The sequence below is a fragment of the Granulicella sp. WH15 genome (assembly GCF_009914315.1).
In the GTDB taxonomy this organism is placed as follows: Bacteria; Acidobacteriota; Terriglobia; order Terriglobales; family Acidobacteriaceae; genus Edaphobacter.
Genome location: NZ_CP042596.1, coordinates 4,506,358 through 4,528,560, shown reverse-complemented (window position 1 = coordinate 4,528,560; position 22,203 = coordinate 4,506,358). Strand labels below are relative to the sequence as shown.

15 protein-coding genes are annotated in these 22,203 nt (G+C 61.6%); 8 read left to right on the top strand and 7 right to left on the bottom strand.

The features are described from left to right. Nucleotides 1-11 precede the first annotated feature (11 nt). Nucleotides 12-1,940 (bottom strand): pyrroloquinoline quinone-dependent dehydrogenase, encoded by a 1,929-nt coding sequence (locus tag FTO74_RS18670; RefSeq protein WP_162539485.1) that lies wholly within the window; start codon nt 1,938-1,940, stop codon nt 12-14. A gap of 183 nt (nt 1,941-2,123) precedes the next feature. Next, nucleotides 2,124-6,035, bottom strand: coding sequence for a carboxypeptidase-like regulatory domain-containing protein (locus FTO74_RS18665; RefSeq protein WP_162539484.1), 3,912 nt, complete (start codon nt 6,033-6,035; stop codon nt 2,124-2,126). Nucleotides 6,036-6,841: 806 nt separating this feature from the next. On the opposite strand from FTO74_RS18665, the gene FTO74_RS18660 reads away from it, so the two are divergent. Continuing rightward, nucleotides 6,842-9,766 (top strand): hypothetical protein, encoded by a 2,925-nt coding sequence (locus tag FTO74_RS18660; RefSeq protein ID WP_162539483.1) that lies wholly within the window; start codon nt 6,842-6,844, stop codon nt 9,764-9,766. 279 nt (nt 9,767-10,045) lie between these two features. After that, entirely contained in the window at nt 10,046-11,524 is a 1,479-nt protein-coding gene (locus tag FTO74_RS18655) for a multicopper oxidase family protein (protein WP_162539482.1), read from the top strand. On the opposite strand, the gene FTO74_RS18650 is transcribed toward FTO74_RS18655, so the two are convergent. After that, entirely contained in the window at nt 11,507-12,646 is a 1,140-nt protein-coding gene (locus FTO74_RS18650; protein ID WP_162539481.1) for a helix-turn-helix transcriptional regulator, read from the bottom strand. The two genes, FTO74_RS18655 and FTO74_RS18650, sit on opposite strands and share 18 nt — an antisense overlap. A gap of 183 nt (nt 12,647-12,829) precedes the next feature. Here FTO74_RS18650 and FTO74_RS18645 point away from each other — a divergent pair, with 183 nt between their 5' ends. From FTO74_RS18645 to FTO74_RS18640, 3 genes are all read left to right on the top strand, one after another. Beyond that, nucleotides 12,830-13,171: a metalloregulator ArsR/SmtB family transcription factor gene (locus FTO74_RS18645; RefSeq protein ID WP_162539480.1), complete on the top strand. Its 342-nt coding sequence runs from the start codon at nt 12,830-12,832 to the stop codon at nt 13,169-13,171. A 62-nt stretch (nt 13,172-13,233) separates the two neighbouring features. Next, the gene (locus FTO74_RS19885; RefSeq protein ID WP_255462390.1) at nt 13,234-13,356 is read left to right on the top strand and encodes a hypothetical protein; all 123 of its coding nucleotides are present in this window, start codon (nt 13,234-13,236) and stop codon (nt 13,354-13,356) included. A gap of 65 nt (nt 13,357-13,421) precedes the next feature. Then, the gene (locus FTO74_RS18640) at nt 13,422-14,171 is read left to right on the top strand and encodes a fused MFS/spermidine synthase (RefSeq protein ID WP_162539479.1); all 750 of its coding nucleotides are present in this window, start codon (nt 13,422-13,424) and stop codon (nt 14,169-14,171) included. A 7-nt stretch (nt 14,172-14,178) separates the two neighbouring features. On the opposite strand, the gene otsB is transcribed toward FTO74_RS18640, so the two are convergent. Beyond that, nucleotides 14,179-14,994: a trehalose-phosphatase gene (gene otsB, locus FTO74_RS18635; protein WP_162539478.1), complete on the bottom strand. Its 816-nt coding sequence runs from the start codon at nt 14,992-14,994 to the stop codon at nt 14,179-14,181. A gap of 1 nt (nt 14,995) precedes the next feature. Continuing rightward, nucleotides 14,996-17,281 carry a trehalose-6-phosphate synthase gene (locus tag FTO74_RS18630; protein WP_255462389.1) on the bottom strand — a complete coding sequence of 762 codons (2,286 nt, stop codon included), beginning with the start codon at nt 17,279-17,281 and terminating at the stop codon, nt 14,996-14,998. Nucleotides 17,282-17,482: 201 nt separating this feature from the next. Here FTO74_RS18630 and FTO74_RS18625 point away from each other — a divergent pair, with 201 nt between their 5' ends. Then, nucleotides 17,483-18,145: an NAD-dependent epimerase/dehydratase family protein gene (locus tag FTO74_RS18625; protein WP_220399054.1), complete on the top strand. Its 663-nt coding sequence runs from the start codon at nt 17,483-17,485 to the stop codon at nt 18,143-18,145. A gap of 13 nt (nt 18,146-18,158) precedes the next feature. Here the strand turns inward: FTO74_RS18625 and FTO74_RS18620 are convergent, their stop codons facing one another. After that, entirely contained in the window at nt 18,159-19,100 is a 942-nt protein-coding gene (locus tag FTO74_RS18620) for a LysR family transcriptional regulator (RefSeq protein ID WP_162539476.1), read from the bottom strand. A 105-nt stretch (nt 19,101-19,205) separates the two neighbouring features. On the opposite strand from FTO74_RS18620, the gene FTO74_RS18615 reads away from it, so the two are divergent. After that, nucleotides 19,206-19,934: an SDR family oxidoreductase gene (locus FTO74_RS18615; RefSeq protein ID WP_162539475.1), complete on the top strand. Its 729-nt coding sequence runs from the start codon at nt 19,206-19,208 to the stop codon at nt 19,932-19,934. 89 nt (nt 19,935-20,023) lie between these two features. Beyond that, complete coding sequence (locus FTO74_RS18610) at nt 20,024-20,923, top strand: SDR family oxidoreductase (protein WP_162539474.1); 900 nt, start codon at nt 20,024-20,026, stop codon at nt 20,921-20,923. A gap of 153 nt (nt 20,924-21,076) precedes the next feature. Here the strand turns inward: FTO74_RS18610 and bcsZ are convergent, their stop codons facing one another. Then, nucleotides 21,077-22,198 (bottom strand): cellulose synthase complex periplasmic endoglucanase BcsZ, encoded by a 1,122-nt coding sequence (gene bcsZ, locus FTO74_RS18605; RefSeq protein WP_162539473.1) that lies wholly within the window; start codon nt 22,196-22,198, stop codon nt 21,077-21,079. Nucleotides 22,199-22,203 lie beyond the last annotated feature (5 nt).

Genomic DNA, 22,203 nt, shown 5'->3' with positions numbered 1-22,203 from the left:
GGTGGTTTCCTCTACTTGTCTGCGGTGTTTTCGTCGAGCGCGAAGGCGACCAGTGTCGCTCCCGATCCGATGCCGGAGGCGATGACGACGTACTGTTTGCCCTCCTGACTGCGGTAGGTCATGGGCGTGCCGTGGGATGCGGAGGGCAGCGCGCCGCGCCACAGCTCCTTGCCGGTGGCTTCGTCGTAGGCGTGGAGCGCGCGGTCGCCGCCGCCGACGAAGACCAGTCCGGCCTTGGTCACGATGGTTCCGGCGGGCCCGGCGACGCCGAGCACCTCGGGTAGTTTGACGTTAGCCAGCGCGGGGTTCTGGCGCAGCTCGGGCCAGTCGCCGAAGGGGATCTGCCAACGAATGGTGCCCTGGTTCAGGTCGATGGCGGTGAGCTGGCCGTAGGGCGGCTTAGTGAGGGGAAGGCCGTTGTGGAAGGTGGCGTTGGTGCCTGCGAGATCGCCCGCCCAGTCGGCATCGACCTCGGAGGCGTGCGGGTTGGCCTGGGTCTTATCGGGCTGCTTGATGCGTGCGACGTGCGCCATGTTGGTGGTCTTGACGAAGAGCAGGCCGGACTCCGGATCGAACGCGCCGCCGCCCCAGTTTCCGCCGCCGAGCACGCCCGGCAGCATCAGGGTTCCCTTGTACGAAGGCGGCGTGAAGAGCGGGCCGGTGCGGAAGCTCTTCATCGCCTCGAGTGCCTCGGCCTTCAGCTCAGGAGTGGCGTCGAAGGCCAGGTCGGGTGTGACACCCTGAGGGCTGATGGCAGGGGGCTTCGAGGGGAAGGGCTGTGTGGGTGATGCGTGCTCGTTGGGGACATCGCTCGCGGGGACGGGGCGTTCCTCAATGGGCCAGACCGGCTTGCCGCTGACTCGGTCGAATACGAAGACGAAGCCTTCCTTGGTCGCTTGTGCTACGGCGTCCAGCTTGTGGCCGTTGGCTTTGATGGTGACCAGCGTGGGCGGCGAGGCGAGGTCGTAGTCCCACAGGCCGTGGTGGACGATCTGGTAGTGCCACTTCTTTATGCCGGTCGCGGCGTCGAGGCAGACCAGCGACTCGCCGTAAAGGTTGTTGCCTGGGCGGTTGCCGCCGAAGAAGTCGTTACTCGGGGTGCTGACGGGCAGGTAGAGGAGGCCGCGCGCGGCGTCGAGCGTCATGGGTGCCCAGACGTTGGTGTGGCCGGTGAACTTCCAGGCGTCCTTGCCCCAGCTCTCGTTGCCGGGTTCGCCCGCCTGGGGGATGGTGTGGAAGCTCCAGAGCTGTCTGCCGGTGCGGGCGTCGAAGCCGCGCACGCCGCCCGGCGGGTCGTTGCGGTAGACCAGGCGGTCACCGACGCCGTTGCCGAGGATAACGATGTCCTTGTAGACGACCGGTGGCGAGGTCTCGGTGTAGTGCAGCTTGTTGATCGGCCAGACCAGACCTTCGCTGAGGTCGATCACTCCATCTTTGCCGAAGGTTGGGACGGGCTTGCCTGTGGCCGCGTCGAGGCAGATGAGGCGGTAGCGGCTGTTGATGAAGATGCGCAGCTTGCCGCCGTCGCGCCAGGCGGCGACGCCGCGATGTACCCAGCCGGTGCCGTTGGCGGGCTGGCCCAGCTCGTAGGCTTTGGGATCGTAGCTCCAGAGCAGCTCGCCGGTGGCGGCCTTGAGGGCCACGACCTTGCTGTAGGGCGTGCTCAGGTAGAGGACGCCGTCGATCATCAGCGGCGTGACCTCGAACATGCCGGGCTTCGAACCGAAGCGAGGCATCTCAGTCTCGCCGGTCTTCCATGTCCAGGCTACGTGCAGGCGCGAGACGTTCTGCTTGTTAATCGCGGTCAGCGTGGAGTACTTCATGCCGCCCTGGTCGCCGCCGTAGAAGGGCCAGTCGGTCTGCGCGGAAGCAGGGGATTGGCAGTTCGCAACAGACGCCATCGTGCTGAGTGCGACGGCGCAAAAACAAAAGGACCTCATCAACAATCGCATGGTAGGGATACCTTTCATCGACGGCCAGGGGCTGGATGACTGCGGAACTTTTTCAGAGTGAGTGTGCCCATCATATCGAACGAGTGCTCGATATGCGTATAGGATTTGCGCGGCAAAAAAATGCCCCCGCCGCTGGTGGGCGGCGAGGGCGGAGGGTGATCCGGACTTTGCTTAGAAGTCCAGACGCGCTCCCAGCATGACCCAGCGGCTGCTGGCCTGACGGTTGCTCGGCACCGAGGTGCTGGTGAGAACACCGAAGGTGCTGACCGTGCTGCCCAGCATGGGCAGGGTGGCGTTGCTGAAGGTTACGTTGTTGAACAGGTTGAAGGCATCGGCCGTGATCTTCAGGTTGAGCTGATTGTGGACAGCGACGACCTTGCCGATCGAGGCATCGGTGTTGACGAAGCGCATACCGCGCAGCGGGCTGCCATAACCATCGCGTCCCGAGCTGAGCTGTACGTAGCCGAAGCTGTTGTGGACAGCGGCGGGGTCGGCGAACATGTTGATTCCGCCGATGCCGCCGGAGGTTCCGATGCCGCCCGAGCCAGCGACGTTATAGTGAACCCCGGAGTGGATGGTGTTGACCGGAACCAGCGGCACCGCAGGCGTGTTGGCCGCCGAACGCTGACCGCCACCGAAGACCTGAGCGCCCTCCGTCACGTAGACCGGCAGGCCGCTGACCGCGGTGATGATGCCCGAGACGTACCATCCGCCGACGACCTTGTTGACCGGGCGCGGGAGCATGGAATAGGACTTGGGCAGGTTGTAGATGAAGAGCGCGTTGAAGGAGTTGCGACGATCGAACTTGGACGGGCCGTAGTCGATGTTGGGATCGAATGGCGTCGCCAGGTTGGTGGAGTCGTTGGCGGCTCCCTGATTGGTGTCGAGCGACTTGGAGAAGGTGTAGTTCACGTCGGCGGTCAGGTTCTTGCCCGCGCGGCGGAAGGTCGCGATGAAGGCGTTGTAGTTGGAGCGTCCGAGGTTGGTCGCAACCGCCAGATCGTTGACCTGCGTCTCATCGTAAGCCTGCAGGCCGGCGGCCTTGCGCAGGAAGTTGAGACCCAGGGCGCTTGCGCTGGTGGCGTTGAAGAGGCTCGAGACGTTGCCGTTCTGGAAGTTGGAGGACTGGGTTGCGGCCAGGTACGCGGTGGTCGAAGCGTAGCCGTGGCTGGCTCCGATACCGGGTAGCTGGTTCTCAAACCAGGGCTGGGTCGCGACAGACTTGCCTGCACGCAGCGAGTTGGCTACAGCATCGTAGGCCTGGGCGAAGGTCTGGGAGGAGCCGGTGTCCGCGAACATATAGGGGCTCGCGTTCAGCTCGACGTTGCTCTCCAGACGACGGCCGTAACGGCCGGTCCAGGCTACTTCGACTACAGCGCCGTGGCCGAGGTCACGCTGGATGGTGAAGTTCGCCGCGTAGATGCGGGGAGCCTTGTAGTAGGGGTCGATGCCGGAGGAGACCAGCTCGCTGAACCCATCCGCCGGAACGTAGGGGCTGGGGAGCTTCTGGGGGTACTGCGGCAGGGGAATGGAACCGTCCACGCCGATGCGGAAGTCGCTGAGCGCGGGGTCGGAGGAGGCGGCGTTGCAGCCGAGGCCAGGGGCTCCGGAAGCGTTGCAGCTCTGGAGGCCGGTGGAGACGGTGGAGCTGGGACCAGCGGTGAGACCGGGGTTGACCACGCCCAGCTCGCCGTTCAGGCGGTCGTAGTAGAGACCGAAGCCGCCACGGACGACAGTCTTCGATGCGCCGAAGACCTTACCCATCAGGCCGTCCTGGAAGGACGGGTTCCAGGCCAGCGCCACGCGGGGAGCCCAGTTGTCGTAGTTGGTGTTGTAGACGCTGCTGCGGCCCGAGTTGGCGACCGGGAGGAAGGCGAGCAGCGGGTTGTAGATGGTGCCGAGGGCAGCCGATGCGGCCTTCTGGTGCAGGTAGTCCTTGGCGGAGATGATCTTCTGCGTGGCGGCATCGACCAGCAGGGACTCTTCGCGGTTGGAGAAGTTGTACGGCGTCTGCCAGCTATACGAGAGGCCATAGGTGAATGTCAGCGAAGGCAACATTCTCCAGGTGTCCTGTACGTAGAACGAGTAGTAGTAGCCGAGCGCGTTCATGATGAGCGGGGTGCCGATGGACTGCGCGGTGCCGCTGCCGTCGCGGACGACGAAGGCGTTGTTGTCGTTCATCAGGCCCAGGGTGCTGGCGTAGAGGCTGTCCCAGGTGTTGAGGCTGCTGGAGGGAAGACAGTTGGCGGTGACGCTGGCAGAGCAGGGCTGAGGACGATCCGCTGCCGGAATCGACAGGTAGGACGAATCGGCCGTGGTGGTGGCGTTCAGCGAGTTGACGGCTCCGCCGACCTTGCCCGTGTGGACGTGGTAGAGGGTGAGACGCTGCCAGTTCATACCGAACTGGAGGATGTGGTTGTGCTTGCTCCAGACCATGTCGTCGACGAACTGCTGGGTCACGTCGTTGTTCTGCTGCGTGCGGACCGTGTTGCTCATCGTGATAGGAGCGGTGAAGATGTTCGGCGAGACGGCCACGAAGCCGTTGCCGGAGGCGGTGCCGGGGAGTGCTAGCTCCTGGGCGATCGTCGAAAGCTGCGGACGAAGCGCGCCGTTGCGGTTGCGAACGTCGCCGAGGCGGATGTTCTCGGTGAGGCTCGGGGTGAGCTGGCCGGTGGCGCCGAAGATGAAGGCGTTGGTCCAGTTGGGCAGCAGGTCGCTGTTGACGATGTTGTTCGGGTTGCGGATGTCGAGAACGATAGGCGCGGAGTTGTACGCGATGTCGCGCGAGTAGCTGAAGCTTCCGTTCAGGTGCCACTTGCTGTTCAGGTTGTGGTCCAGGCGGAACGTGCCGAAGTCGTCGGTGAGGGGCGACTTGGCGTTGCCGGTGAAGCCGGTGGTGTTCAGGCCGTCGGTGCCGGTGAGTCCGGGGTTGTTGCCCGCGGGCTCGGCCGCCATCATGGCCTTCATGGTGGGGCTGATGCCGATGCCGCGAGGATCGCAGGCCGCGGTGCCAAGCGTGCCGCAGGTCTTCGAGGTTTGCAGGTTGTACGCGTTGGTGGCGCCCGAGGCATCCTTGAACTGCAGCGTGCCGGCGGCCATCGAAGCCGTCGGGACGATGGCACTGACCTGGAAGGACTCGGGGTAGCGACGGGCCTCGTACTCAGCGAAGAAGAAGGTCTTGTCTTTCCAGATGGGGCCGCCGAGGTAGCCGCCGAAACGGTTGTCTTCGACGTGCGGCTTGGCCAGCTTCAGGTGGTTGTTGTCCCAGGTGTTGGCGTTGAACGCGCTGTTCTGAATGTAGGAGAACAGGCCGCCGTGGAACTTGTTGGAGCCGCTCTTGCCGATGAGGGTTACCTGTCCGCCAGCGCCCTTGTTGAAGGTCGAGTTCGAGTTGGAGACGCCGACGCGAAACTCATCGACGGCCTCTACCGAGACCATCAGGACCGGACGGGCGCCGTGGTCGGTGTCGGTGGTGGAGTTGGTCTGGTTGTCGGTGATGTCGATACCGTCGAAGGTGAAGGTGGTCTGGTCGTTGACCGCGCCGCCTACCGAGCCGCCGCTGTCGCCGCCGGTGGCGGGCGTGGTGCCGGGCTGGAGAAACGTCAGCTCCTGGGCCTGGCGGAGACGGGTAGGAAGCTGCGCGAGCGCTTCGGTGCCGATGACGTCACCGACGGTCGAGTCCGTGGTCTGCAACTGGATCTGGGCCGCGGAGCTGTTCACGTCGACGACCTGCGTGGAGGAGCCCATTACCAGGCTGAAGTTGATCGTGGAGTCCGTGTTGACCTGGACCTTGACGTCGGAGACGGTCGAGGTCGAGAAGCCCTCGGGCTTGACGGTGATGTTGTAGATGCCCGGCGCGATGGTGGGGAAGGTGTAGTGTCCCGCGGCGTTGGTCGTGGTGGTGAGCTTGGCGTTCGTATCCTTGTTGAGCAGCTCCACAGGGGCGTTGGGGACGATTGCGCCCGAGGGATCGAGCACCGTTCCCAGGATCGCACCTGAGGTAGCCGTCTGCGCCTTGAGCGACGCGGAGAAGCCGACGCTGAAGAGTGCGAACAGGACCAACCATAGTCGTAACGATTTCATGTAACCTCCAGAGTTTTACTTCGTGGCAGTTCGGAGACGCTTGCCGCCTGGGGGACATCCGAGCCTGCTCTTGGTATCGCTTTTTGAGCACACAATATCCCTGACGCTTCGACTGAAACGTTTGGAGGGGGGATTATGTCTGTCTAGCAGTGATGTAACAGAAATACGCTATAGGGGCGGGTTCTCTCTTTTGCGTATTTAGCAATTTATTGAGGATGAAACATTGTTTTCATATTCTTTCCCGCACATCTTCTCGCTGGCCAATGGACTGACCATATGATGGCCTTACTGAGGGAAGCAAAGTGCTTTTTCACCTGTTTTAGTGGGGATTTAAGGACTTCGCGAGCCGGGAAGGGTAGTGCGGCAATCGCTCGGCATGCGTCGATTTTCCAGAAGGGGAAGGTCTGGTGGGGATTCCTTGGAGATAGAGGCGGTAGGACCGATGTCTTAGAAGCGAGAGGTGGGCCGCCAGAGTTTCGCGCGGAGCATCCAGAACCGCGCGAAGTGCTTTGAGGCCACCTTTGTTTTTGCGGTGCGTATTCACGCGAAATACATATGCGCGGCGAAGTCAAGACGCGAGACGCAATTTCGCGGGTACTAAAGTGCGAATTTGCAAGGGGAACTGTAGATAACTACCAGATGGTAGATGCCGATTCGGGAATTGTCTGACAACTTGGACGTGTCGGTGTGCAGCCGAATCGCTCGCACGCAAGATCCGACGTACGACGACATCTCTTGGGGCGGTCGCGAAGGCTCGCGACGCATGCCCTTTTGCTAATTAGACGCGGTAGTTTCCCGGAGGTTTCATGCTTGCCCTGCAGCGGTTGATCTTTTCCTGCCTCTCCCTTTGCGTTCTTGGCGTGGCCTTGAGTGGATGCTCGGGTAACTCCAACTCCACCCCGACGCCAACCACCCCCACGCCGACGAACAATCCCTCTCCCACGGTCACTTCGCTCTCTCCGGCCAGCGTATCGGCTGGCGCGGCGGCCCAGACGCTGACGATTACCGGTACGGGCTTCGTCTCGACCTCCACGGTGACCTTTAAAGGGGCCTCCCACTCCGCGACTTATGTCAGCGCCACCTCGATAACGCTGTCGCTGACGACTGCGGATCAGGCCACGGCGGGAAGCTTTCCAGTAGTGGTGACCAATCCCACTCCGGGCGGCGGTGCCTCGAAGGCGGTGAATCTGGCGGTTAACAATCCGGCTCCGACGGTTACGTCGATCTCGCCCTCTACGGTCAGTGCCGGTTCGGGCGCTACCACGGTTACGGTTACCGGTACGGGGTTTGTGTCCGGGAGCACGGTTACCTTCGCCGGAGCGGCGGTTACGCCGACCATCGTGAGCGGCACCTCGTTGACGATTCCCCTGACTGCGGCGAATCTCGCGGCGGCCGGTACCTTCCCCATCGTGGTGACGAACCCGGCACCGGGCGGCGGAGCCTCCACGGCGATCAATCTCACGGTTACGGCGTCGATCTCGGGCCTGGTCTATAAGGGCGCGTCGGTCGGCAGCACGGTGACTGCCTATGCGGTGAATAGCGACGGCACCAACGGCTCTGCAATCGGCTCGGCCAAGACGGATGCGGACGGCAAGTTCACGATCGCTCTCTCGAGCACGCCGACGGGCGCGGTTCGCGTTACGGCGGCGGGCGGAAACTACGTCAGCGAGTTTGACGGGACCACGATCACCGGGACCAGCAACGTCTCCGCGATTCTGGACTCGATCGGCGGCAGCGTTACCGGACTGGTGATTACGCCTGCATCCGACTTCATCAACTCTTACACCGCCGGTCAGCTCTCCTCGAAGAAAACCACGAGCGAGGTGACCGCGCACTCGACCGCGGAGGCGCTGATCCGCTCCTACGTCGGCCTCAGCTCGAAGGCGGTCATCGAGAGCCTGGTGCCGGTCTTCGACAAGCCGAGCATCACCTCGAATCCGGATGGGTTCACGCTGGGCCTGTTCATCGGCGCGCTGGCAGCCCTGGGCCATACCGATGTGCCTAGCTCGCCCGATGACATTATCGCGGCGCTCTCGGCCGATATCAGCGATGGCGTCTTCGACGGCAAGGTCTTCGGGACTCCGATTCCGCTCTCCGGCGCGGCTGCCGGTGCGGCGGTTCGGATGAAGGCGGTGGCATTGGCCAGCACGGCACCGACGACGCTCTCGCCGACGGCGGGCACCTCGGATATGCTGCTGGCGCTGGGGATCTATATCTCCTCCGGCACGGCGATCAAGAACGCGGGTATCCTGCCCGGCGATGTGGTCAACCTCGAGTCGTCCTTCTTTACCGGCGTCACGTCGTGCACCTGCACCCCGGCTTCGTCGGGTCTGCTGGCCTCCAGCTCGGGAGCCATGACGACCTACTCGCTGGCGGGACGGCAGTACCTGATCGTGGCGGCTCGGCAGCAGGGAGTCGTTGTGATCGATATCACCGATCCGACGCTGAAGGCGCCGCCGATCAACGCGTGGCCGGTCGTCTCTTCGAAGACCTTCTCTGGCTCTGATGTGGGTGGTGTTATCGCGATCACCGGACTGGCTGGGCATCCGCAGGTACTGGCCTATGCCTACCAGAGCAAGACGATCGCGGTGCTCAACCTGAACACGCTGATTACCGGCAATCCGGCGACGGACAATCCGGTGGATATCACCACGTCCCTTACTCTGAAGGCGAGCAGCCCGGTCGGCTTCAGCGGGGGCTCGGCTTATATCGCGGGTGGTATTCCGGATACGGGTCGGCTCGGCGTGTGGCTGGATACGGCCGATGGGTATGGGTTGCTGCCGCTTACCGCGCTGGCGTCGGCTTCGACGACCTCGCCGGTGGCGCTCACGCTGCCGTTCACCGTCGATTCGACGCAGGAGATCGCCGAGAATATGGGCGGCGACGTCACGAACAGCCAACTGCTGGGAGGCAACTACCGCGGGATTTATCTGATGGAGCTGGCGAAGGGCAAGTCGTACTACATGTCCTCGTCCGCGGTCCAGACGGTGGCGACGCGCTTCTCCGGCGACTTGATTGACGGCAACTCCGTGGATAGTGCGCTGCGGGTTGGCATCCTCACGTCGGAAGATACGCCGGCGGCGACCTTCCTGAACCTGAAGACCGCGGTCGAGACGGATCCATCACCGGCCACTGCCGCTCTGGGGACTCTGGCTCCGGCAAGCGGTGGGCTCGTCCAGGTCGTTCTTGGCTCTGGCTATAGCCCGGTGCTCTCCGGATCGGCGGTCGATAAGAGCAGCCATCTGGTGCTCTTCATGGCCGGCTACTCGAATGACTTCGCGGTCGGCAAGCTGCAGGACCCGGCTTCGGTGGCTGCGGGTGCTACCTGGGAGGGTATGTCGGACTGGAGCTACTTCACCATCAACAATGCCAGTACGGCGCCGCTCTCGTCCTACGAGTATGCGACCGATCCGCACTCGGTGGGTGTGGTGGTGAATCAGACTACCGGAACGCCTTATGGATACCTCTTCGATGGCGCGAGCGATCGCGGAGTCGTCCAGATCGACATGACGAACTTCCTGGCACTGTCGCGCAAGGGTACGACGGGCGACGGAGCGCACCAGCCGGGAGTCGATCCCAGCACGGCCACAACCACGGTCGGGGGTAAGAGTGGGCTGGTTCTCCAGGAGTTCACTTGGACGAATCCGACCGCTCCCATCGCGGCGATCAAACACACGGTCACGCAGGAGGAGTTCCCCAACCAGCCGATGTTGAAGCCTCAACCGAAGTAAAGAACCCGGGTAACCCCCGGCTGCCTAATGACAGGCGGCCGGGGGTTCTCGTTTCTGGAGCACGTTTGGATTTGTAATTACTTTTAGTCACTTTACCTGCTGTCAGTGGTTTGCCTCGGGAGTCTTTGTATGACGCACAGGAGTATTGGGTTCGCTCTGAAGGTGTTCTCTGTCGTACTTTGTTTTTTCTGCCTCTGCTGGTCCGCGGCACGCGCGGAGACTGGTCCCGACAGAATCTGCGCGCGTCCGCAGGAGGGAGCAGTTGTCGAGGAGCCGCCCGTGGTTGCCAGCACCAACGGGGCGCTGGCGGTGACGCTCAAGTTCAGGAGCGTGACTGAACCCGGGGGAAATGTTCGGTACTGCTATGTCACGGAGGCGGGGCTGGAGTCGCCTACGCTGCGAGTCGCTCCGGGGGATCGGCTCTCGATCCACTTTCAGAATGAGCTGCCGCAGAAGGACGCGGTCGCCAGTATGCCGGGGATGGAGATGGGCGGCGACTGCCACGGCATGATGACGGAGTCCGCAACCAACCTGCACTTTCACGGCATGGCGCTGCCTCCGCAGTGCCATCAGGACGAGGCGATTCACACGCTCATCGCGCCGGGGCAGGCCTTCGATTACTCGATGCAGATTCCGGGGGGGAATCCGCCGGGGCTCTACTGGTATCACCCGCATCCGCATGGCTTCAGCACGGCTCAGGTGCAGGGAGGAGCGTCCGGCGCGATCATTGTCGAGGGGATTCAGGCGGTGATCCCCGAGCTGAAGACACTGCCGGAGCGCACCTTTGTGCTGCGCGATCAGTTGCTCACACCATCGCAGGTGGACAACCCCGATCCGCTGAAGCCTTCGTGGGATCTCTCGCTCAACTACGTGCCTGTCAAGTTTCCCAGGTACGTTCCTGCGACGATTCATGCGCGTCCGCATGAACGGCAGCTATGGCGGTTCGTCAACTCCGCGGCGAACACCATCATCCACCTGCAGGTGCTCTACGACCATGTTCCGCAGACGATGGAGGTCTATGCCGTCGATGGCGTGCCCATGGCTAAAGGGCCGGTCGCGCAGACCTCGATCTTTCTGCCGCCGGGCTCACGGTCGGAGTTCGTGGTGACGACTCCGGCGCTGGGTGAGACGGCGCAGCTTGTGACCCAGATGCACGATCCCGGACCGGCGGGAGACAGCGCCCCGGCACGGCCGATTGCGAATATCGTCGCGATGAAGATGAAGGAAGAGAAGGTTCGGGTGGTTGCGAACGCTAAGGTCGCCAGGCTGCCTGAGAGCCTGCTCGATCTGAAGCCGGTGAGGACCCGGAGCCTCTACTTCTCGCAGAACGGCAACGGTACGGAGGGCGGCGCGGGGGCGGCGACGAAGTTTTATCTCACGGTGGTTGGCCAGCCGATCAAGGAGTTCGATATGTCTGCCCCGCCGAACATCGTGGCGCGGCAGGGCACGGTGGAGGATTGGGTGCTGGCGAATATGACCCCGGAGGACCACATCTTTCATATCCATCAGGTGCACTTTCAGTTGCTCGAGGTAAACGGAACGCCGGTGGATGATCCGCTGGTGCGCGACACCATATTGGTGCCGCACCAGGTGGGCAGAACACCCATCTCGAACATCAAGGTGCGGATAGATTTTCGCGATCCGGGGATCGTCGGCACGTTTGTGTACCACTGCCATATTCTCGATCACGAGGATAAGGGCATGATGGGGATGATTCAGATACTGCCCGCAGAGGCAGGGTCAGATGTGCGGCAGTGACAGCATCAGGCGCATCAGCTCGGTCTGGCGGCGGGTGCCGGTCTTGGCCAGCACCCGCTTTACGTGAAAGCGCGCCGTGCCCAGGGTCAGGCCCAGCCGGTTGGCGATCTCGCGAATCTCCAGCCCCTGAAATAACGAGTCGGCGAAGCGTACCTCGGCTGGGGTCAACGAGTAGAGCGCCCGCAGGGTCTCGCCGCGTGACTGCGGCTGGCTGTTGGAGTCGCTGACGAAGATCAACGCCGCCAGATGGACGGAGCTGCCCCGTAGCGGAGAGGAGAACGGCGTCACCGTGACCCGCAGCGGGTTCTCGCCCGAGCGGCGCTCGAGTAGCATCGAGGTGCCGCTGGAGATGCCGATGTGCGAGCCCACGGCGACGACATCCGCGAGAAGCGCCTGCAGGCGGTGGTTCTGCTCCGGCTGGGCCGAGGAGAGGACGCCGTTGGTCAGGCAGAGCGGGTCGCCGGGGAGGACCAGCGCCTCGGCCTGACGGTTGGCCAGGATTACCTTGCCTTCGCGGTTGAGGCCGAAGACTGCGTGTTCGAAGGCGTCGAGCGCGGACTCCAGACCGAGCACGCTGGAGTGCATCTGCGTAAGCTGCACGTAAAGGAGCAGGGCGCGTTGCAGGTGAGGCAGCAGCATCTCGTAGACCTTCCCCTGCTGCTCCTGAAAAGGCCCTTGTGACTTGGGCCGCTGGCAACTGAGATAGGCGGAGGGAAGATCGCCGAGCGGCACCTTTAGGCCGAAGCTGTAGTGCACGTTGTGGGGCTTGAAGAAGTCGTTGTAGAACTCTGTCTTTTCCAGTTCGTTGTCGGACATGGCACGGTCGCCGTAGCGCACGGTCCCATCCGGATAGATGGCGTCGCAGCGATGGCCGAGAACGTTTACCGAGGCGTAGTAGTCCATGTACAGGTTGATGGCGGACTCGTCGGTGCGTGCGTACGAGATCAGGGGATCGTTGGGAAGCTGGCTGAAGAGGACGGTCATCTCGCCCTGCACTGCCTCGGCGATGCCCTCGAGGGCCAGGGGCCAGAGCGAGGGTTGCTGGACGGCAGCGTAGATGGTTTCAATCAAGGCAAGTAGCTGGGTGGTCGTGCCGGACGTGTTCTCTGGATTGGCTGCCATGCAGGACCTTCTTTAACTCGCACAGAATGAACAGCTTGGACCCGTAGATTATGGCTCCTGAGCATAGCAGGCGATTATCTTTCGTTCAATCAATTTCGGAGGGATTTTTTATGGGTTTTCCGGCGGGTTCGCAGCGGGGCAGGAAAATGGGATGCGTATATATGAATATTGTAATATTCCTGTATGTACGATCCCTTGAGGCGGTTCAAAGCGGATATCTTTCAGGCGCTGGCTCATCCTACGCGAATCGCCATCCTGGAGCTTCTTGGAGCGGGCGAGCTGTCGGCCGGGGCGTTGATCGAGAGGCTGGGGATGGAGCAGGCCACGGTCTCGCAGCACCTGGCCGTGCTGCGGGCCAAGCAACTGGTCTTGAACCGCAAGGTTGGTAACCAGGTGTTCTATTCCGTTCGCGATCCCATCCTCATTGAGGTTCTGAACCTGATGCGCGCCTACTTCCATACTCATCTTAAGGAAGCGTCGGGGATGCTGGATGAGATGGAGAAGCCGTTGGCGGGCGTTCGGTGAGTGGTGGGTGTTGGCCGCTGGTGCGGCGTGTTTTTCAACTGTAGGTGTACTCAGGAGGCGTAGTGAATTCTTTGCTCAAGTTGCTGGCCCAGGTGGCAAGGTCGTTCGGTATATCGAGCCCGTCGGATAACGCGCGCAAGTCGGCCTCGCCGCGGCAGAGGCCGCCGGTCGATAAGCAGTCCTGATAGGGCTTGCTGCCGGAGGATTAGATTTCTATTCGTAACTTAAAATAAACTTTGGGCTGGAGCGAATGCACGAACTGTCGTTGATCCATAGCACGAATCGCACCATGCAGCGGAGAGTCGCTTCGGTGCGCCCGCATGTCTACCAGGACGGCAATAGCGTCACCATGCAGTTTCAGATCGGCGAGATCCAGAGCGAGATGCTGATGAGCGATCCGAACTTTCTGGTGCTCTCCTATACCCGCAGCATGATGGCATTTATGCTCTTTCATCCGAGCCCGAAGCGCATCTTGATGATCGGGCTGGGCGGCGGCTCGATGCCGAAGTGGTGCTATCGTCATCTGCCCACGACGGACATCACGGTGATCGAGATCAACCCGATGGTGATCTCGGTGCGGGAGGAGTTTCATGTTCCGGCGGATGACGAGCGGTTTCGCGTAATCTGCGCGGATGGCGCGGATTATGTCGCTTCTACGGACGATGCTCCGGAGGTGCTGATCGTGGATGGGTTCGACCTGCATGGGCAGCCGCCTCAGCTTTGTTCGCAGGACTTCTACGAGGACTGTTACCGGGTGCTCTCGCCAGATGGTGTGATGGTGGTGAACCTGTGCAACCCCGGCCATCAGCAATCTATCAATCAGATTCGAAGAACCTTCGGCAGCCGTGTACTTGTGGTCGTTCCCGAAGATGGCGAGAACAAGGTCGTATTCGCGGCAAAGGATGGCTGCCCCTGGGTGGAAGATGAGCCCATCGGTGAGTTTGCGAAGCAGCTTCAGGCCGATGAGGCGCTTCTGCCCTCGCTGATTCAGAGCAGATGAGGCGGGTTTAATTTGTAACTACACTTGTTGCTTGATGAGATGAGATGCTGTTCAGCCATTGTTGCAGGAAGTCGAGCAGCTCATCGGGCGGCCGCAGCCAGAGCTGCGCGCTGGTCTCGCGAAACTCCGGACGGACGAGGATGCCGAGTCCGCGAGGGCGCAAAGCTTCGAAGGCATCTTCATCGGTGAGATCGTCGCCGAGATAGACGACGGGAGTCGTGAGATCCATGTCGCTCAAGAGGGTCGTCACGGCGTCGCCCTTGTTGGGGTGAGCGACGCGGAGTTCAAGGCCGCCTTCGAAGCCGAGAAGCTTGAGACTGGATTGCTCTGCAAAGGCGCTCAGGCCCTTGTACAGAGGCTCGCGTATATTCTCTATTTCAGCGTCGGCCATTCCACGCCAGTGAACCGCTAAACCGCCGGGTTTGATCTCGGTCCTCTCTGCATAGCCTTCAGCCGTCAGCCATGATTCGGCCTGCTTGAGTAGCTCGGTGGTTGCGGGGGCGATGGCGAGTTGGCGATAGGTGCCGTCGGCCAGGCGATGCTCCAGCCCGTGCGAGCCCCATATCTCGACGCTTTGCAAAGGTCCGAGCAAGGCCTCTACTTCAACGATGGGACGTCCTGTGACGATGACGACGCGCGATCTTCCGCAGCTCAGGATGCTGTTGAGAAGCGGCACCACCTGCGGGTAGGGATAGGCGAGATGGCGCTCAGTGCGGAAGGGGGCCAGGGTGCCGTCGTAGTCGAGGAGCAGCGATGAGGTGGGCGCGGCGGTGAGCTGCTCCATCAGAGCGGAGAGGACGGTTGCTTCGGATAGATGCTGCACGTTATCTTCTCCTCCGGCTCAGGACTCTGCCGACGCTCTTGTCCGCGACTGCGGTGCTCCTCTTGGCGTCGATGCGGATGTCGCACAGCTCGCCGATCAGGTTGGCCGCCCACCAGTAGATGTTGTGCTCCTTCACCCATCTCCTCATGCGCTTCATGCGGTCTACTACCTCTTTGATGTTCATGTCGAGGGCCTGTGCGAGCGCCTCGGCTGTCGCTTGAATGTCGTAGGGGTTCACGAGGATCGCGTCACGCAGCTCTCGCGCCGCGCCGGTGAACTGGCTGAGGATCAAGACGCCGCGGTCGTCGTAACGGGACGCGATGTACTCTTTTGCGACAAGGTTCATGCCGTCGTGCAGGGAGGTGACCATGCAGAGATGGGCGACGCGGTAGTAGCGGGTCACTTCCTTGTGGCTGTGCTGGCGGCTCTGGAGGATGATGGGCTTCCATTTGCCGCGCTTGAAGCGGAAGTTGATCCGCTCGGCCTCGGCCTCGACCTGCGCCTGGAAGTCGGCGTAGCGCTTGATGCGGCTGCGCGTGGGTGCGCCGATCTGGATAAAGGTGAACTTCTCCTGGTAGCGTGGGTAGCGCTCCAGAAAGAGTTCTACGGCCTGGAGGCGCTCGATGATGCCCTTGGTGTAATCCAGGCGGTCGACGCCCACGCCGAGGAAGCTGGCTTCGATGCCGAGTTCGGAGAGTAGCTGGCTGCGCTCTTCTTCGATGCTGGATGCGGTGTCGATGTCCTCTTCGGGGAACTCCACGCTGATGGGGAACGGGCGTACGCGGGACTCGTGATCCTTGCGGCTGACGGTGAAGTGCTCCCAGTCGATGCGGGCTTCGAGGACGCGGTCGACGGAGTGGAGGAAGTTGTTGCAGTGGGCCTGGACGTGGAAGCCGATGAGGTCCGCGCCCAGCAGACCGTCGAGCAGCTCGCGCTGCCAGGGGCAGATGCCGAAAGATTCGGGGTTGGGCCAGGGGATGTGCCAGAAGATCGCGATGCGCGCGTGCGGCAGGCGGTCTTTGAGCATACGGGGCAGCAGAGCGAAGTGGTAGTCCTGGATGAGGACGACGGGGTGCTCTTCGTCGCCGATCTCTTCGACCAGGGCGTCGGCGAACTTCGCGTTGACGGCGTTGTAGTGCTCCCAATCCGATGTGCGGAAGGTGGGGCGGGTGTGGGCGATGTGGCAGAGAGGCCAGAGGCCCTCGTTGGCAAAGCCGTTGTAGTATCCGTCCTCCTGCTCGGCGCTGAGCCAGACGCGGCGCAGGGTGTAGCGCGGGTCCTCGGGCGGAACCTGTAGGCGGTCGTGGCTGTCTACGGTCTCCACGTCCGCGTCGCCGCTGCCGTGGGCGACCCAGGTGCCGTTGCAGGCGCAGAGGATCGGCTCGATGGCGGTGACGAGGCCGCTGGCCGGGACGGTAACGGTGATCTCTTTGCCGCGACGATTGTGGATGTAGGGCTCGCGGTTCGAGACCACGTAGAGGTTGCTGCCGTCGAGCTTGCTGCGGACGTGATCGGCCAGGCGTTGCGCGGTCCAGAGGGACTCGTTGGCGTTGCGCAGGCGTGCCTCCATCTCGGCTGCGGCGCGTGCCTGCTGCATACTCTCGGCCAGCGGCGCGACCTCGCGCGCGAGAGGCAGCAGGAAGTCCAGGTCGGTTGCCGAGGGCTGGACTGCCTGACGGCCGGTGCGCAGTGCCTTCATCCATTGGGCTGCGCGTGCGATGGGGCCGGTGAGACTCCAGCGCAGGATCAGGATCGTGATAGCCACGATGACCAGCACCTGGATGGCGATGTGGTAGAAGACACGGCCCCAGATGCGGAAGATCTCGGTACGGATGTAGCCGGCCTCGTGCACTACGATGATGCCGCCGGCTACATTCTTGTCCACGTCATGCAACGGCGCGGCCAGCAGGTAGACACGCTTGAAGTGCAGCAGCATGAACCTGCTGACGATGCGGTTGTTTGCCACGGCATCCTTCAAGAGCTGTGGTGGTGGCGAGAGGCTGGAGTCCAGGCTGTGGGTTACGGCCAGGGGGGAGCCATCGTCGTCGTAGACACCGATGCCGAGGAGATGGTCTCGATTGGTGTACTGCCGGGCCATCTCCTCTACCTTGGCGCGGTTGCCGGTCTGCAGATATGACTCCGCGTTGCTGGCGAGGCTCTCGCCCAGGGTTCCGGCTTTGCGCTCGAGATCGTGGCGCAGTGCGTCCTTCTCGGCACCCACCTCGTACCAGGATGATCCAAGGGAGACGAGTGTGATCCCAATAATCATCGCTACAATCAACCGCAAACTCAAAATCCGCATAAGGCTGGCCCCAGGCTGCTTTTTTCTTATCCCGACTGCTTTCTCGTTCATCATAAGGATGAGGCCGGTACATGGTCGAAAATACGCAGGTCTCTATGAGATGCATTTGGTGCGATAGATGCGTTGCCTAAGAGCCGCTCAACTCATTTGAGTTTTGGAAATTTTGATACATGCGAGATTATCTTGATGATGAAAAAGGCGGTTGTCTTCGGTGCAAGCGGATTTGTGGGCTCGTATCTTCTGCGCGAGCTACTGGATAGCCCTGATTATGAAGAGGTAATCGCTGTTGTGCGCAGGGAGTTGCCGCTCAGCCATCCCAAGCTCAGGATGTGGATCGGTGACTATAACTCTTCGTCGGAGACACGAGAGAAATTTGTTTGCGATGAGGTTTTTATTGCGCTCGGCTCAACCACGAAACGGACTCCCGATAAACGGGAGTACTACCAGGTTGACCATGACTATCCGGTGCTGGCGGCCAGGCTTGCGAGAGAGGGTGGCGCGCACTCTGTCTTTCTGGTCTCGTCGGTTGGTGCTAACGCCGCTTCGAAGACTTTTTATATCAGGACTAAAGGCGAAACCGAGCGCGATATTCTTGCGCTGAACTTTGAGCATACGAGGATCTTTCGGCCGTCGATGATTATGGGGCACCGCAGCGAGAATCGCCCGCTGGAGCGAGTGGTGTTGAAGGTATGGCCGCTTATCGATCTCTTCCTGGTGGGGAATGTGGATCGCTATCGGGGGACGTCTGCGGAAGATATTGCACGAGCGATGAAGAACTCTGCGAAGGATGCTGCGGGCAGGTCCAAGATCTATTACTGGCGAGAGATGCGGGAGCTGCTGCAATGCTAATGCTGGCGAGCCCTTATCTGGCTTGTCTTTTGCTTGCCTGTGCTTTAGAGATGATCGCTCCGACCTCGCGCATGGTGGCGCGGAGCCATACGTGCGCGGCATCGGTGTTGACGCGGGGATGCCAGATCATTACGTAGCGGAAGCCCCCAACCTCGGGTGGCGCTTTGAGTGTCTTGATGGCGGGCGTTTGTGTCATCCCTTCCACAAACTTGCGAGGAACGGTGGCGATAAACTTCGTGCGCTCGACGCAACGTACTGCGGCCTCATGGTATGGCACCTGGATGGCAATCTGCCGCTTGTAACCCTGCGCCGCGAGATGCTTATCCGGAGCTACCTGGATGCCGCTTTGAATGTTGACGCTTATGTGCTCGGCCGCGATGTACTGCGCTATGGTGAGCGTCTTTTTGTAGGGGCTCTTCCCATCGACAACGCAGACAAACTCCTCGTCGTAGATGGTCTGGCTCTGCAGCGGTGATGGTACGTCCACGATGCTGGCGCTGAAGACCAGATCGACGCTGCCGTGGGTGAGGTCGTCGAAGAGACCCTTGTGCCACTGGACAAACTCAAAGCGTATTTTGGTCGCCGAAGGAAGAATGTTGCGGCAAAGGACGGGGGCAAGGATCGACGCGGCGCTATCCGTTGTGGCAATGCGGAAGCTGGCCTGCTCGGAGGAGGGATCGAAGTTGGAGCCGCTGAGGAGGCGGTCCAGTTTGGGGAGCATCCCTTCGAGTTCTTGTAGAAGACGCTGCCCTTGTGGGGTCAGCTCGTAGCCCGCAGATGTTCTTACAAAGAGATCGTCATGGAAGGTATCGCGCAGCCGCTGGAGCGCGCGGCTGACGGCTGGCTGACTAAGCAGAAGACGCTCCGCTGCGCGGGAGACGTTCCGCTCTTCCGCAAAGACTGCGAAGACGACGAGGAGGTTAAGATCGGCCTGGCGTAATTGCGTAAGACGCATAATCAATATTAGTACTATGCATTGGAATTATGACAGGGAACGGCGCATTCTTCATCCATGGACGGTTTCGGAGAGCAGCGAAGCCGACGTGAAAAGGAGAAGGTTATGGCTAAGATAGCAATCGTTACCGGAGCATCGCGCGGTATCGGCCGCAGCATCGCCAAGCGTTTGGCCGCGGATGGTTTCGCGGTGATCGTCAACTATGCAGGCAACAGCGCCTCGGCCCAGGAGACCGTGGACGAGATTCGCAAGGCTGATGGAGAGGCGCTCGCGATCAAGGCGGATGTGGGCGATGCCGCGGAGGTCAAGCAGCTCTTCGATAAGACGATAGAGACCTATGGCCGCGTAGACATTGTCGTCAACAATGCAGGCATTATGCCGCTTTCGCCGATAGCGAAGGGAGATGTGGAGGCGTTCGACAAGGTGATCGCGACCAACCTGCGCGGCACCTTCCTAATCTTCGCGCAGGCGGCGCAGCATGTGGCTGAGGGGGGACGCATCATTGCCTTCTCCAGCAGCGTGTTGGCGAAGTCCTTCCCGACTTATGGTCCGTACATCGCGTCGAAGGCCGGTGTTGAAGGGCTTGTTCCTGTGCTGGCGAATGAGCTGCGTGGCCGCAACATCACGGTGAATGCAATTGCGCCTGGACCGACGGGCACAGATCTGTTCCTCACCGGCAAGACGCCCGAGCAGATCGCACAGCTTGGCAAGCTGGCTCCGCTGGAGCGCCTGGGCCAGCCGGAGGATATTGCGAACGTCGTCTCGTTCCTCGCTGGGCCGGATGGCGGCTGGGTCAATGCCCAGATTCTGCGCGCCAACGGTGGCTTCGCCTAAACAGAGCGTCGCGCCAGGGTTTTGAAGAGGGCGCGGAGATGTGCCCTCTTCTTCGACTGAATTGAAACTCCACGAATAGGGGAACTTCCATGAAGCAAGTCATTGTGATTACCGGCGCTTCGAGCGGCTTCGGCGCGCTTGCAGCGCGAGAGCTGGCGAAGGCAGGGCATACGGTCTATGCGAGTATGCGGGCTACGGAGACGCGGAATGTACCGCAGGTTGAAGCAGCAAATAAGTTCGCGCAGGAGAACAACGTCGATCTGCGCACGGTAGAGCTGGATGTGGCATCGCAGGACTCCGTCGATGCGGCGATCCAACAGATCTTGAGTGAGGCCGGGCATCTGGATGTGGTCATCCATAACGCGGGCCACATGGTCTTCGGGCCTACGGAGGCGTTTACGACGGAGCAGTTGGCGGCGGCGTATGACGTCAACGTGTTGAGCACGCAGCGTGTCAATCGCGCGGCCCTGCCTGTGCTGCGCAAGCAGGGACAGGGGCTGGTGGTGTGGGTGGGCAGCACGAGCACGCGTGGCGGAACGCCGCCGTATCTTGCACCCTACTTCGCGGCGAAGGCCGGTATGGATGCGCTCGCCATCAGCTATGCGGGTGAGCTTGCGCGCTGGAACGTCGAGACCTCGATCATCGTTCCCGGTGCTTTTACTTCGGGCACGAATCACTTCGCCAATGCTGGTGCTCCTGCCGATAAGGCGCGGTTGGCCGAGTATGAGGCCGGACCTACGGCGACGTTGGCGGCGGAGATTATGAAGGGCTTCGAAGCCACGGCGGTGCCCGATGCCGACGTGCTGGATGTGGCCAAGGCCATCGTCGAGGTGGTGAATATGCCGTTCGGCACGCGACCGCTGCGCGTGCACATCGACCCGGCGGACGACGGCGCCGAGATCGTGAATGGAGTTGCAGATCGTGTTCGGAGTGAGTTGCTTAAGAACATGGGGCTTGCTGACCTTCTTAGGCCCTCGAAGGCAAAGTAAACAATAGTCCCCAGGGAAGTCGAGAGACTTGCCGGGGACTATTGTTTATGCAGCAATGGTTTTGTCAGATTTGTACTTGACGACTCAAGACGATCAACTTGGTGGAGAGGAGCTGGTGCAGCAGGTAATCGTGGGCTGTATTATCTGCTCTGATTATGCCTTCCACGGAACCTTCAACGTTCCGTCCGGGGCGAAGCGGAAGAATCGCTGCTGCCAGCCCAGCGCAAAGAGGGCTAGGTTCTGGTCGTAGTAGCGGGCGGGGCTTCCAAGCAGGCCTGTCGATGGAGAGATCGAGGCTGCGACCCTCTGCCGGAGCCGGCCAGTCAGGGCATACTCGCCGGAGTTGAATGCAAATGGAATGAGGGCGGCGGCGAAGGATGCAGGTCCCGAGGCGCTCAGGATGGCACTGTCGGCGGCGACCGATTCAGGCGGCAGGGGATGCGCCTTCATGTAGCTGAGCATGGGAGAGAAGGTCTTGAGCAATCGCTTGTTGCCCGGAGTGTCCTTGCCCGCAATGCCCGCCCACAGATAGACGCGGATGGCATCGTAGCTGCCGCGTGGTGTGCCTGTGGTGTTGCCTGGCCCGGCGATGGGAGAGCAGTTGGTGAGGTTGCACTGGACCCAGTCCATCGCAAAGCCGCCTGGGCTGGATTCTTCCAGCCAGAACGGCAGATTGCGCGCCATCTGTTTCCAGGGGCCGCGAGGGTCCACGTTGCCCGAGGCGTAGAGCAGCGGGAGAGGCAGGTAGCTGGGGTTCAGGACCCACGTATCGGCGGTGTGGAAGCCGGTCTTGCCGGGAAGAAGCACGGGGCCGAGCCGCGGTATCTCCACCACCTCTTCCTGGGCGATGCGGTGGAGCAGGCTGGCTCCCTTGGCGGCATAGTCCGGCCGCTGCCAGAGGGTTCCGGCCTGGATCAGGCTGTAGGCGATCCATAGGTCGGAGTCGGAGGCGGAGTTGGCGTCGAGTACGCCCCACTGGTCGTCGTTGTTTTTGCCCCAGCTCCACGCAGGAAGATTGCTGGAGATTCTCCCTCGGGCCAGGTTGTCTTCGGTCCATGTCAGGATCTTTTGAAACGCACGTGGATCATTGGCGACGAGCGAGAAGAACAGGGCATAGCTCTGGCCTTCGGAGGTAGTCATGGAACTGCGATCCGGATCGACCACACGGCCCTCCGGCGTGATGAAGCGCTCGGCGTAGCGGCTCCAGAAAGGCCACGAACTCTTTCCCCAGGCGGGCGGTGTCAGGACCCCGGCCAGCATGGCTAGGGATAACATCCATT